This window comes from Candidatus Liberimonas magnetica, from assembly GCA_020523885.1.
Taxonomy (GTDB): Bacteria; Elusimicrobiota; Endomicrobiia; order Endomicrobiales; family JAFGIL01; genus Liberimonas; species Liberimonas magnetica.
This window is the reverse complement of sequence record JAJAPY010000005.1, coordinates 38,956-50,816: the sequence shown is the minus strand read 5'-3', so window position 1 is coordinate 50,816 and position 11,861 is coordinate 38,956. Positions and strand designations below refer to the sequence as shown.

Sequence of the window (11,861 nt, the reverse complement as noted above, 5' to 3'; positions counted from 1 at the left end):
TTAAATCAGAGTTCTTGTAATTAAATTCGAAGTCAGGTTTCCCTAACTACACTAACTTTAAAAAATGATTTTAATTCATATTCTATAATAATCAAATAAAAAATGAAAATAATATCAGGTGGACAAACAGGGGCAGATAGGGCAGGTTTAGATGTAGCTATTGCCTTAGGATTAGAGTATGGCGGTGCCCTGCCAAAGGGCAGGAAGACAGAAGATGGCCCGCTTGATCTCAAATACAAGTCAATGACTGAGCTATCTACGGATAACTATCCAGCACGGACAGAAAAGAATGTTAAAGACAGCGATGGAACATTGATGTTTGTAGATGGTAAGATAGGGAAAGGAACAGCTTTAACTATTAAAATATGCGAAAAACTACATAAACCTTATCTGATTATTGACTTTCAAGATAAAAAGAAGGACCACGTTAAAAATATAGCCAAGTGGCTTAAAATATTGAAGCCTAGAGCATTGAATATTGCTGGTCCAAGGGAAAGCGGAGAACTTGGGATTTATGAGAAGACATGTAAAACTCTGCGTGAAGCGTTGAAGATGATATAAGTCAGGAATAAGATAATAAATATAATAGGAATGACGGAAATTATTATTTTAAAAGGAGTTCCAAATGTTAAAAAATAATTTAGTATGCCAGTATCTAGAAAATATTTCTAGAGGAGCTTTTGAAAAATATCAAAATGTAATTAAAAAGTATGTGCGTCACAGACATGGTATATATAGCTTATATAAAAATAACAAGCTGTATTATGTTGGACTAGCTTCCAATTTAAGAACTAGATTAAAACGTCATCTACGAGATAGACATGCCAATGCTTGGGATAGTTTTAGTATATACCTTACAACTAGCGGAGAACACCTGCATGAACTCGAAGCTCTTCTGCTAAGGATAATAGACAGAAAAGGCAACAAACAACGTGGTAAATTTGGTAAAGCAGAAGATCTGAAAAGAAAACTTCGCAATGATTTGAAAAAAGCATTGAATATTGAGTTGGAAAATATATTTTGTGGTAAAAAGAAACAGTTAAAAGAATTGAATAAAAAGATATTGAATAAAAAAGGCAAAGTTGCAGTTTTGGCACCTTTTGTTGAAAAAAGATTTCACATCAGATATAAACTGAAAAAAAAGCTTTTTATTGCACATGTTCGTACGGATGGGACAATTACTTTTGACAGAACAAGTGCCGATTACAAAAGACTAAAAAATAAAACATTCTATTCACCTTCTCTTGCAGCTGCGGCGGCCGCGTCAAAAAGAAGTAGGAATGGCTGGACGTGCTGGCAATATCAAAGGTCTCCTGGTGAATGGGTTTTACTTAACGAATTAAGGAAATAATGCTAAAAATGATACAATAGAACTAATAATAAATACAGAGAAAGATATCCTGAGGTAATAATGCCAACAATAGAATGGTCAAATAAAGATAAAGCGATTTTGGCGGCTAATAAAGTACCGTTTAGATTGCTTGATGAGGATAAAGAGCATTCTTATGGCAATAAGGATGCTTCCAATATGCTAATTCAAGGAGATAATCTGGATGCATTAAAATCGCTCCTGCCGGTTTTTGCTGGTAAGATAAAGTGTGTATACATTGACCCCCCGTATAACACTGGCAATGCATTTAAGCATTATGATGACGGATTGGAACATTCTTTGTGGTTAAGCATGATGCAGCCACGTATTGAACTTTTACATAGGTTATTGGATAATGAGCAAGGTACTCTTTGGATTTCTATTGATGATGAAGAAGGGCATTATTTAAAGGTGCTTTGTGATGAAGTATTCGGCAGAAATAACTTTGTAGCAAATGTTATTTGGGAAAAGAAGTTTTCACCACAGAATGATGCAAAATGGTTGTCTGATAGCCATGATCATATTTTTGTGTACGCAAAAAATAAGGAAGAATGGAGACCTAATTTATTGCCGCGGACAGATGATATGGACGCAAGATATAAAAATCCTGACAATGATCCAAGAGGGATTTGGACATCAGGAGATGTGTCAGTGAAAACATATTCTGCTGCAACAGATTATACAATTGTTACACCCTCAGGTAGAAAAGTAAACCCACCTTCTGGTTATTGTTGGAGATTGTCAAAAGATAAGTTACAGGAAATGATAGCTGACAATAGAATATGGTTTGGCGAAAAAGGAAATAATGTCCCTAGAATTAAAAGATTTCTTTCAGAAGTTAAAGAAGGAAGTGTTTCTAAAACTATTTGGTATAGGACAGAAGTTGGAGACAATCAAGAAGCAAAAAAGGAAATGAAAGTATTTAATATAGATGAAGTGTTTTCCACGCCAAAACCAGAGCGTTTAATCCAGCGGATATTTACATTGGCTTCCAAAGAAAGTGATTGGGTTCTAGATTCTTTCCTTGGTTCAGGCACCGCTGCTGCGGTTGCTCATAAAATGAAAAGAAATTGGATTGGCGTAGAAATGGGTGAACATGCGGTTACTCATTGTGTGCCAAGACTTAAAAAAGTTATAGATGGAGAAGAAGGTGGTATATCTGAAATCGAAAACTGGAAAGGTGGTGGAGGTTTCAGGTTCTTTAAGCTTGGAGCTCCTGTGTTTAATTCTGATGGTACTATCAATCCAGATGTGCGGTTTAAAACTCTTGCATCTCATATTTGGTTTTATGAAACAAAAACCCCAGCGGGAAGCATTAAAAACAGTCCATTTTTGGGAAGTTATAAAGGAACAGGATATTATCTTCTTTATAATGGAATACTTGGAGACAAAAAGCCTGAAGGCGGAAATGTGCTTACTAGAAACATCTTAAGGGAGCTTCCGAAATATGACGGGCCGAAGGTTATTTACGGTGAAATATCTACTTTGAGTAAGGATTATTTAAAGCGGTTGAATATAGTATTTAAACAAATTCCTTATGATGTGAGGTCTTATTAATGCATGAGCTAAAGAAATATCAAAAAGACACTTTAGATGTACTTACAAGGTTTCTAACTGAAGCTCGCTTTGGTCTGCCATCTGAAGCATATCTAAAAATTAAGCAAGAGCAGGGTATTGCAACAAGATATGAAACTTATGGACTAGGGAGTATTCCGTATGCGTGTTTAAGGCTTCCTACTGGCGGTGGTAAAACCCTGCTTGCTGCACATACTATAAACATAGCATCAAAGAATTACTTGGAAAAAGAGTTTCCCCTAGTTCTTTGGCTTGTTCCTACAAACGCTATACGCAATCAGACATTAAAAGCATTGCAATCTAAGGACAACTCTTATAGGCAGGTGATAGATGAACATTTTAATGGGAAGGTGTCTGTTTTTGATATAGGAGATGTTGATAATATTCGCACTCAAGATATTGAGAATACTGTTTGTATTGTAGTTGGTACTTTGGCTACTTTACGCGTGGAAGATAAGACAGGAAGGAAGATATATGCTTCTCGTCCGGACTGGTTTGACAGTCATTTTAAAAAAATACCGGATAATTATCCGGGGTTAGATAAAGACAGTGAAAATAAGGTTATTCAATCGTTTGCTAATCTATGTCATTTCCATAAACCTTTAGTGATTATGGATGAGGCACATAATGCAAGGACATCCCTTACTTTTGAAACGCTTAAAAGGGTAAGCCCTGCCTGTATTGTTGAGTTTACGGCTACACCTAATACAACAGATGAAAATGGAAGCAACATACTCTACAGTGTAACAGCATCAGAATTAAAAGCGGAGAACATGATTAAACTGCCAATAATGCTTACAGAGCATAAAAACTGGCAGAATGCCTTGCACGAAACTGTAATTATGCTTAATAAACTGTCTGAACTAGCTAAAAATGAAAATGAGTATATAAGGCCCATGGCTCTAATACAGGCGGAAAGCAAAAACCATGAAGTTACAGTAGATATTATTAAACAGTATTTGATTGAAGAAGAAAAGATAACTGCTAATAAAGTAGCGATTGCAACAGGCACACAGCGGGAGATTGATGGAATAGACCTGTTTGATCCAAAATGTAAGATAGAATATATTATTACCATTGAAGCCTTGAAAGAAGGCTGGGACTGCTCGTTTGCTTATGTATTTTGCTCTGTAGCTAATATAGGCTCTAGTACGGATGTAGAGCAGATACTTGGAAGGGTACTTCGTATGCCTTATGCAGTCAAAAGAAAAGTGCCGGAATTAAATTATGCGTATGCTTATGTAATATCCGAAAGGTTTTTAGAGGCAGCTAATAATTTAAAAGATAAACTCATAAACATGGGTTTTGAGGAACTGGAAGCGGATGCTTACCTGAAACCAAAGCTATTTTTTGGAGATGACTTACCGGAGAATAAGAAAAACATTTCTTTCATAATAGAATCACCAGTTAAAGCTGACACAACAAAACTTCTCGATGAGGTGAAAAAGCAGATTGATATAAAAGTAAATGAAAAAGGCACTATCATAAAACTTGAATGTGCCATAACAGATACAATGCAGACCAATATAGCATCCCTTTTTTCAAAGGATAAGAATGAACAAAATAGGATAGTTAATAGTCTCCATTTATTTAAGGCACAGCAAGATGTAAGTTTATCGCCCGCAGAAAAAGGCAAAATATTCAAAGTCCCGCAATTATCCGTTTTTTATCAAGGATATTTTGAACTTCCCGAACCTTCATTGTTTTTAGAATCCTCTCAATGGAATATTCTGGATTACTCTGCTGAATTAAGCGAAAGCGAGTTCAATTTATCTCAGGAAGCAAGGGCATATAAATTTGATATTGAAAATAAGAAAATTGTCTATGAGACAGCAGAGCATCCTGAATTTGAGGTTGATAATTTGCATTCCAATTGGGATAAGTTTCAGCTTGTTATATGGTTTGATAAACAGCTGCAACAAGTAGATGTGCCTCAAATAAAAATGATCGAATACATAAGGAAAGTGGTAGAGCATCTTTTAGACACAAGAAAGCTGCCCATAGATGCGGTAGTTATAGGAAGATACTTATTAAAGCGAGAAATCGAAAAAAAGATTAAGATGTCCAGAGAAGCGGCGATGAAAAGGGGTTTTCAGGATCTTCTTTTTAGCAATAATTCAAAAATGGAAGTAGATTTTAAATATTCCATGCAGTTTGATCCCAATAACTATCCAGTACACGATAACTATTACCAGGGAGCATACAGATTTAAAAAACATTTCTACGTAAATATTGGCGATTTAAAATCTGATGGTGAAGAGTTTGAATGTGCTCAGATTATAGATACTCTTGGCGAAGTTGATTATTGGGTAAAAAATCTGCCCAGGCAGCCGGAGTTTTCATTTTGGCTGCCTACCTCAACAGACAAGTTCTATCCGGATTTCATGATTCAATTAAAAGACGGCAGAATACTTGCGGTCGAATATAAAGGCGGTCAATTGACTGGGTCAGATGATACAAAAGAAAAAGATAATATCGGTAGACTTTGGGAGTCAAAAAGTAACGGCAAATGCCTGTTCTTAATAGTATATAAAACAGATGACAAAGGCAGAGATATTACAACACAGATTAAGAACAAAGTAAAGAAATAGTTAATAGTTTAAAAAATAACTTTATGTATAAAAATATTCATACTACGAGTGTATCAGAACTTCAGTTAGTCACCCAGCAATGCTTTTATGAGATTCTTTTCTTAAAAGTGTTTCAAACTATTGGTAGTACAGATCAAAACTGGTATGATAGTAAAACAAAAGCAGACAATGGGAAATTACTTCAGCAAATATTAGTTTTAGAATATGTTGATAAGCTGAAACAGAGGTGTGGTGATGTAGAGCATTTCGAAAATAAGCAGCTTCCAAAACCGTTGCTTTATGAAATTGCCCAAAATCTAATTAGGTTGTTATTAAAGTCTCATTTTACTTATCCATTAGGAAAGTCACCTGCTAAAGATGATTTGCCTGAAGATCCCGAAAGAGATTTATTGGAAAGAATCTGTGAATGTTTGTTTGATGTGAAAGTAGTCACGAAAACTAGTGAATATTGGGAAAATATTGCTAATAATACCTCCGAAGATATATATTTGGAATTATTGTTCAATATACTAAAGAGTAAAAATCAAATTAATTTGAAAGTAGTATTACCTGAAATAATAGTAGGGGCAGTATTAGATTATGCAACTTTTATTAATAAAAGTGATAGCCTGGAAAATGCACAGTTACATAGTTTAATTGGTGAAATGGATGCAAGTAATATAACAGTTGATGCAGTTACTGATAAAATCTGTACTCTATTAGGCACTTTAAACATAATTTGGCTTGGAAAAAAATGGATATTTTACCCAATAGCAAATACTATTGGCAATATTCTTATTAAAAACAATATCACAATAGAAGAAAAAGAATTATTGAATTATTTTAAAGATGAAGCAAATTACCACGAATACATTAAATCTTTTATCGATATAATAACGAATGAACAGGAACTACTGCTAGCTTTCGGAATAGATATTGTTTTTAATGAAGAGATTCCGAACACAGATTCTGTGTTCGGATTTAGAATAGTAGAAAAAGATAGCATTTCAAAAGAATTTGCTAAGTTTCCGGTCGAGTTATTTAAAGGTAAATATATAGCAATATTTGACAAAGTGAAATCGTTAGGGGTTGACCAGGCAAAAACTAAATGCAAGGAAAAGATAAGCCAATTTTTCGATACTGTTATTTTCTCAATGGGAGAAAAACTGGAATATGAAGTGGAATTAAACAATTACTGTGTGTCTAGTAATGAAGGTTTGGAATGGTCTGTCTATGGGAGAAGAGAAAAATACCCAAGAGTAAGCATAAGTAATAATTCTTTTAATGAAATATTTAAGAATTTATTAGGAATCTTAAATAATGATAATAGGGGAATATGCTATACATGGTTAAGATCTTTAAGTATGTATAGAAAAGGAATAGAAAGTAATAGTGAGATTGATAAGTATATCTTTTTATGGCTAGGTCTCGAAACTCTTGGCTGTAGTGCCGAAGGGAAGGACCTTGCTTCAAGTTTGACTACAATAATTACGTACTATGATAATGACCCAAAGTATAAAGTTAAGTGGGCCGAGCAATTGAATATTATTCAAAAGAGAATATTGCATTTGATTGTAATACGTTCAAATTATATTATACATAATCAAAAAAATGAAGCTTTATCAGAAACATCAATAAGTATACTAAATGAATTGCTTTCTAACATGTTAAGAAAAGCTCTTTACATATCAGGTTTAGCAATAAATAAGGATAAAACAATTAATAAAATAGAAGATATTAGAATTAAAATAGAACAAAATAATTTAGTCCTTTAACTCTTCATTATTAGACGCTGTGCCCTTACTTCCCCTTAAAAAACACCTATAGCCTCAAAAATATCCCAAAATATCCGCACAGGATTTTCCAGATTTTAGAAATTTCCTATTAGCTCGAAAAAAATCACAAAATTCCCACGAGAAAATCTATACAGAATAAAAGTTTCCTATAGTGGCCTTTTTTATTAGACAGTCGCGGGGGTCACTTACTGTATAAATATCTTAAGTAAGTTCTAATTTACGCCAAGCCGGGGTCTAAAAAGAAGACTATCAAAGTTACGATGGTCTTTTTTTTATTGCCAAATTTCTAAAAGGGAGGTGATATCAACATGATTAAATTATTTGAAGACGTTGTAAGGTTCGTCGTAATTACTATTGTAATGTTTATCATTACGAGAGTAATTATGAAAATCTTCAAGCTAGATAAATACATCATTGGTAAACATACAATGATAGATAAATATCTATCAAAAGAAGATGAATTAGTAAAAGAAGTGAAGATTAAAGTAGTAGAAGTAAAGAACGAATTAGTGGAGAAGTAAGAAACAAATGATGTGAGATTTACACGTAGTTAAATCTATAACGGGAGGTGATTAGCATAAGAATACTTCCAGTCTTTCAAGGGTGGACAGTAGACTTACGACTGAAAGAATTCAGGAAGATTAATCCCAAAACATGGGAATTAACTTTCCTGCAATTCAGCACAGAAAAAGGCGACAAGATTCTCACGGGATATATCGGCACTTTAGACGTTGATTCCGAAGAATTTAAACAGGTTGCCTTGAGCATACTCTAAGGAGGTGAAGGTATATGAATCGGATTAAATTTGTTTACAGGCACACCGTCAGATCTGGGGATTATTCTCTTAGATCTCTGGTGTGGGCAGTCAAGGTGTCATTCCAGGTATTTTAGTCTGGAAAATAACTAAAAGGAGGGCCTATGGATCACAAACATCCATTGTGGATTGCAATAGTGCTAACTGTAGCATTTATTGTATTGGAAATTTTACAGTGGTTTGTTATTTTACTTGCCGGAAAATACGGAGCTGGCTTAATATTTTCTGGTAAAAGAAAAGCTTAAGGAAGTAAAAAATCAAAAAGGAGGCATATCATGCGTAAGTTCATTAGTAAAGTAGAAAACGTATCAGCGACGGTATTAACGCTCTTAATTATTGACGCGTTGATCGTTTCGGGCGTGTACGAGTTGGTAAAGCTCAATGAAGTTAATCTAAAAAAGGAGGACAAAACCAATGGCTAGAACATTTGACAAAACAGTAGAGTTAGTAGAAAGGATTCCGGATATAGATACAACGAAATTCCTATTCCGTTCGTTGATGGCATATCTGCATCCTGGAGATCAGATGAAAGTGATTGAAGATCTGCTTGATTATGCAACACAGAAAGAAGCAGTCACACAAGAGTAGTTTCCGCAGTAAATCCTACCCAAACACATGCCTAAAGTCGAGAAACAATCCTGTACGTAAAAAAGCGAGGTGAAGAAACATGTTTAGTATTACATTTATTGTATTTCTGTCCGCGATTATGGCGGTCGTGCAAATTTCCATGTTTAAGGCCTTTCCCCATGTAGTACAGAAGTTATTCTGTGCTTCAATACTTGGCGGAATGATTTTGAACTATCTGCTCAGTGCCGTTATCTTAGCGTTCACAGGTATTGGCTTTCTGGCTGGTATAAGTAATTTGGCCGGGTCAATTGGATTTGGAGCCTATTTGGCAATGTACAAGAACAAACATGGGATATCTGGATTAAAGGTTAAGCACAGATTCGGAATTCCATGCGGTTTGTACATTGAAGAAGCCAATCCATTTGAGCACTGGCTGTATTAGTTGTTTATCCGCGAACAAATGGGAGGTGATGACAAATGAAGATACCGTACACGGTATTTCGGAAAGTGGTGACAGTAGGGTTAGTGGCGACGGATTTTATTGTAGTTGGGCTGGCTACAGTCAAAGTCTGGGGTACGCTGCTTAAGAAGCTTGGGCTTCTGATGGCCAGGCGTGCTGTCCGGCAGAGCAACAAAAGCATGCTACAAAAGTAACAGAAGTTAAGAAGAAAGTATTAACACGCAACCTTATAAAATATAGGGTTGTTTTTTTATGCCCAAATGGGCAAGGAGATCACAATGAACATTTCAAAGAAGGAACTCAAAGAAGTGGTTTTGACTGCAATAGACGTATTCCAAGAAGTGCAGAAGGAGCGGGGCGTAGTCTTCTCATCAGAAGACATCGTGAAGCTGGCCATTAGCCTGTACATACAAATCAGCAAAAACGGGAATGGTCCTAGCGATATTTACCGTAAACCTGACGGAGGCAATGGGAAAGACAAGGATACAAAAGCTGTATTAATTGGTTTTGGAAAGTACAAAGGAAAAACTGTCCTGGAGGTAGTGAAGACAGATCGTGGGTATGTAGCTTGGCTCGCGGACAAGAGTAAAGACGAAGCAATAAAGTCTGAGAGCAAACGGCTTCTTGCAGAAAGTCCTGTGGTCGGCAGGAAGTTTACTATTCCCCAGCCAAAACTAACGCACTAATCTGTAAAAGCGGCGGCAGAATGAAAATTCAGTGCTGTAACCAGCTCAAAGCTGCCGCTTATCTTTTTTTTATAGGAGTTTATCATGGTCAATGTAATAGAGAAGGAAATGCTGTCTATCAGCCGTATAAAGATGTTCCTCAGGTGTCCTTTGCAGTACTACTTCAAGTATGTAGAGGGAATTAAAACACCTTCTAATGGGGCATTATTGTTAGGAAAAAGCGTTCACAAAGCACTGGAGGTCAACTATAAGGAAAAAGTGAAGTCGAGGAAAGATCTTCCCTTAGATCTGCTTTATGAAATCCATTCAACCTCGTTTGATGAGCTTACAAAGGCTGAGGAAGTCATCTTTGATGAGGCTGAGGATCCCGGAAAGCTGAAGGATTGTGGGATTGCTTGTTTGAAGGCCTACTATGAAGAGATTGCTCCGACAATATTCCCTGTAGAAGTCGAAAGTCACTTCATCCTAGAGTTTGAAAACGTGCCTTATGCATTCCAGGGATACATAGATATTATCGATGAACAAGGTTTTATCAGAGATCATAAATGCGTGAAAAGGAGTTATGCAGTCAACGCTGCTGAGGAGGACATTCAGCTAACGGGCTACAATTTGGCATTTAAATTCTTAAAAGGCAAGGAGCCTACAGGTTTGGTATTTGACTGTATGGTCAAGACCAAAGTTCCTAAGGTCAATTCTGTGAGTTGTGGGCCAAGGAGTGAACAACAGCTGAACAGGTTCCTGAAGTTAATCGGATCCGTTTCCGAAGCTATGAAATCCGGGTTGTTTTATCCAGCGGAAGGCAGTATGGTCTGTTCGTATTGTGATTTCAAGGATCACTGTAGGAAATGGTAGTTGTACAAAGTACACAAAGTTCACATGTTCATAAAGACCAGGGATGGCAGATACTTGCTGTCTCTGGTTTATTATTTTAAGGAGGGTACAATGCAAAAAGATAAAGACGGAAAGTATGTATGTCCGGTATGCAGTAAGCCAATGAATTCCATAACCTGGTCAACGTATGACTCAATACGCTGGGATTGGGATTCTAAGGTAAAGAGATATGTTCAGTCAACGCATGAGGATGCTGATGATCCAAAGTGCGGCGAATGCGACATTCCATTGGATATGGAGTTTGCAACTGAACTTATCGAGGAGGATAGCCATGACAAATGAAAAAGGATTGTTTGAAGAGGCAGAAGTAATTTCCACTTACACGCTTGAAGAAGCGATAGAAGATGGAGTTCTTGCAAAGGTCGGTTTTTGCGGGCGTTATCCGGTTATTTTTACTTCAAACCTTTTGTATGACGGTTATGAAGATCAAGAAACACGGGTAAAGCTTGTAAACAAGGGATTAGAGGCCTTGAAGAAGTCTGATCCTGAAGATACACCGGACATGAAGCTCCGTGTGCTGGAGAAGGACAAAATCTGGGTAATTGCAGATACTCAGGCGATTACTTTTATGAAGCCCGAAGACTATTAAGTCTCAGGGTTAGCACTTGTAAGGGCAGTTCCTGTTCAATCCAGGGGCTGCTCTATTTTATTTATGGGAGGACTAAAACAAATGAACAATTTCAAAGATGTAGAGTTTATGACGGCACATGAAAAACAGCTGGTGTTAAAAGACTGGATAAGATTTATTGGAGCATTGGCTTCCAATAAATGCAAAGAGAAGCCGGATCTTTTCAGTAAATTTACAAAGAGGTTATATCAGCATTTACATTTGCATTGCTCGTTCATTGCTCATTATGACCGCAATGGCTTCTACAGTACGTATTTTGACGATCCTGCCAAGACAGTAGAGTTCATCCGGCAGTTTGACTGTGAACTTGGCTCTAAGAGCGTTGAATATGGCGGTAATTGGTGGCTGAATGGCGACTTCGAGGACCTTAACCGGGAGATGTGTATAGCAATTGATAAATACAAGAAACTGCTATACGAAAGGCTGCGAAATAGCGAAAAAGAGAATGATATAAGTGTTGCTAAAAGTTTAGCAGATAAATGGGGTTATGTGGTTAAATAAGAAG

At 36.3% G+C, this 11,861-nt stretch carries 16 protein-coding genes; all 16 read left to right on the top strand.

The genetic code is table 11. The features are described from left to right. Positions 1-102 precede the first annotated feature (102 nt). The 16 genes from LHV68_05220 to LHV68_05145 all read left to right on the top strand — a co-directional run bounded on the left by LHV68_05220 (position 103) and on the right by LHV68_05145 (position 11,857). The gene (locus LHV68_05220) at positions 103-561 is read left to right on the top strand and encodes a putative molybdenum carrier protein (GenBank protein MCB4791270.1); all 459 of its coding nucleotides are present in this window, start codon (positions 103-105) and stop codon (positions 559-561) included. 64 nt (positions 562-625) lie between these two features. Then, on the top strand, positions 626-1,351 hold the full coding sequence (locus LHV68_05215; GenBank protein ID MCB4791269.1) for a GIY-YIG nuclease family protein: 726 nt from the start codon (positions 626-628) through the stop codon (positions 1,349-1,351). 60 nt (positions 1,352-1,411) lie between these two features. Next, complete coding sequence (locus LHV68_05210; protein ID MCB4791268.1) at positions 1,412-2,926, top strand: site-specific DNA-methyltransferase; 1,515 nt, start codon at positions 1,412-1,414, stop codon at positions 2,924-2,926. Further along, complete coding sequence (locus tag LHV68_05205) at positions 2,926-5,535, top strand: DEAD/DEAH box helicase family protein (protein ID MCB4791267.1); 2,610 nt, start codon at positions 2,926-2,928, stop codon at positions 5,533-5,535. Before LHV68_05210 ends, LHV68_05205 begins: the two co-directional genes overlap by 1 nt. Before the next feature lie 23 nt (positions 5,536-5,558). Further along, positions 5,559-7,289 (top strand): hypothetical protein, encoded by a 1,731-nt coding sequence (locus LHV68_05200; protein MCB4791266.1) that lies wholly within the window; start codon positions 5,559-5,561, stop codon positions 7,287-7,289. Positions 7,290-7,618: 329 nt separating this feature from the next. Further along, the gene (locus LHV68_05195; GenBank protein ID MCB4791265.1) at positions 7,619-7,831 is read left to right on the top strand and encodes a hypothetical protein; all 213 of its coding nucleotides are present in this window, start codon (positions 7,619-7,621) and stop codon (positions 7,829-7,831) included. Positions 7,832-8,228: 397 nt separating this feature from the next. After that, a complete protein-coding gene (locus LHV68_05190; protein ID MCB4791264.1) occupies positions 8,229-8,369 on the top strand; it encodes a hypothetical protein in 141 nt (46 codons plus the stop codon). Between the two features lie 30 nt (positions 8,370-8,399). After that, complete coding sequence (locus LHV68_05185; protein ID MCB4791263.1) at positions 8,400-8,546, top strand: hypothetical protein; 147 nt, start codon at positions 8,400-8,402, stop codon at positions 8,544-8,546. Then, on the top strand, positions 8,539-8,712 hold the full coding sequence (locus tag LHV68_05180; GenBank protein MCB4791262.1) for a hypothetical protein: 174 nt from the start codon (positions 8,539-8,541) through the stop codon (positions 8,710-8,712). Before LHV68_05185 ends, LHV68_05180 begins: the two co-directional genes overlap by 8 nt. A 139-nt stretch (positions 8,713-8,851) precedes the next feature. Further along, positions 8,852-9,133: a hypothetical protein gene (locus LHV68_05175; protein MCB4791261.1), complete on the top strand. Its 282-nt coding sequence runs from the start codon at positions 8,852-8,854 to the stop codon at positions 9,131-9,133. Between the two features lie 35 nt (positions 9,134-9,168). After that, positions 9,169-9,345 carry a hypothetical protein gene (locus LHV68_05170; protein MCB4791260.1) on the top strand — a complete coding sequence of 59 codons (177 nt, stop codon included), beginning with the start codon at positions 9,169-9,171 and terminating at the stop codon, positions 9,343-9,345. An 84-nt stretch (positions 9,346-9,429) separates the two neighbouring features. Beyond that, on the top strand, positions 9,430-9,837 hold the full coding sequence (locus LHV68_05165) for a hypothetical protein (GenBank protein ID MCB4791259.1): 408 nt from the start codon (positions 9,430-9,432) through the stop codon (positions 9,835-9,837). 84 nt (positions 9,838-9,921) lie between these two features. Further along, entirely contained in the window at positions 9,922-10,689 is a 768-nt protein-coding gene (locus LHV68_05160) for a PD-(D/E)XK nuclease family protein (GenBank protein ID MCB4791258.1), read from the top strand. A gap of 90 nt (positions 10,690-10,779) precedes the next feature. Continuing rightward, positions 10,780-11,010 (top strand): hypothetical protein, encoded by a 231-nt coding sequence (locus LHV68_05155; GenBank protein MCB4791257.1) that lies wholly within the window; start codon positions 10,780-10,782, stop codon positions 11,008-11,010. Next, positions 11,000-11,317, top strand: a complete 318-nt coding sequence (locus LHV68_05150; protein MCB4791256.1) for a hypothetical protein — start codon at positions 11,000-11,002, stop codon at positions 11,315-11,317. Before LHV68_05155 ends, LHV68_05150 begins: the two co-directional genes overlap by 11 nt. 81 nt (positions 11,318-11,398) lie before the next feature. Next, positions 11,399-11,857 (top strand): hypothetical protein, encoded by a 459-nt coding sequence (locus tag LHV68_05145; protein ID MCB4791255.1) that lies wholly within the window; start codon positions 11,399-11,401, stop codon positions 11,855-11,857. Positions 11,858-11,861: the final 4 nt, after the last annotated feature.

Bases quoted from the DNA above. Each gene is read 5' to 3' on its own strand.
- LHV68_05220 (MCB4791270.1), top strand. From the start codon at position 103: ATGAAAATAATATCAGGTGGACAAACAGGGGCAGATAGGGCAGGTTTA.
- LHV68_05215 (MCB4791269.1), top strand. From the start codon at position 626: ATGTTAAAAAATAATTTAGTATGCCAGTATCTAGAAAATATTTCTAGA.
- LHV68_05210 (MCB4791268.1), top strand. From the start codon at position 1,412: ATGCCAACAATAGAATGGTCAAATAAAGATAAAGCGATTTTGGCGGCT.
- LHV68_05205 (MCB4791267.1), top strand. From the start codon at position 2,926: ATGCATGAGCTAAAGAAATATCAAAAAGACACTTTAGATGTACTTACA.
- LHV68_05200 (MCB4791266.1), top strand. From the start codon at position 5,559: ATGTATAAAAATATTCATACTACGAGTGTATCAGAACTTCAGTTAGTC.
- LHV68_05195 (MCB4791265.1), top strand. From the start codon at position 7,619: ATGATTAAATTATTTGAAGACGTTGTAAGGTTCGTCGTAATTACTATT.
- LHV68_05190 (MCB4791264.1), top strand. From the start codon at position 8,229: ATGGATCACAAACATCCATTGTGGATTGCAATAGTGCTAACTGTAGCA.
- LHV68_05185 (MCB4791263.1), top strand. From the start codon at position 8,400: ATGCGTAAGTTCATTAGTAAAGTAGAAAACGTATCAGCGACGGTATTA.
- LHV68_05180 (MCB4791262.1), top strand. From the start codon at position 8,539: ATGGCTAGAACATTTGACAAAACAGTAGAGTTAGTAGAAAGGATTCCG.
- LHV68_05175 (MCB4791261.1), top strand. From the start codon at position 8,852: ATGTTTAAGGCCTTTCCCCATGTAGTACAGAAGTTATTCTGTGCTTCA.
- LHV68_05170 (MCB4791260.1), top strand. From the start codon at position 9,169: ATGAAGATACCGTACACGGTATTTCGGAAAGTGGTGACAGTAGGGTTA.
- LHV68_05165 (MCB4791259.1), top strand. From the start codon at position 9,430: ATGAACATTTCAAAGAAGGAACTCAAAGAAGTGGTTTTGACTGCAATA.
- LHV68_05160 (MCB4791258.1), top strand. From the start codon at position 9,922: ATGGTCAATGTAATAGAGAAGGAAATGCTGTCTATCAGCCGTATAAAG.
- LHV68_05155 (MCB4791257.1), top strand. From the start codon at position 10,780: ATGCAAAAAGATAAAGACGGAAAGTATGTATGTCCGGTATGCAGTAAG.
- LHV68_05150 (MCB4791256.1), top strand. From the start codon at position 11,000: ATGACAAATGAAAAAGGATTGTTTGAAGAGGCAGAAGTAATTTCCACT.
- LHV68_05145 (MCB4791255.1), top strand. From the start codon at position 11,399: ATGAACAATTTCAAAGATGTAGAGTTTATGACGGCACATGAAAAACAG.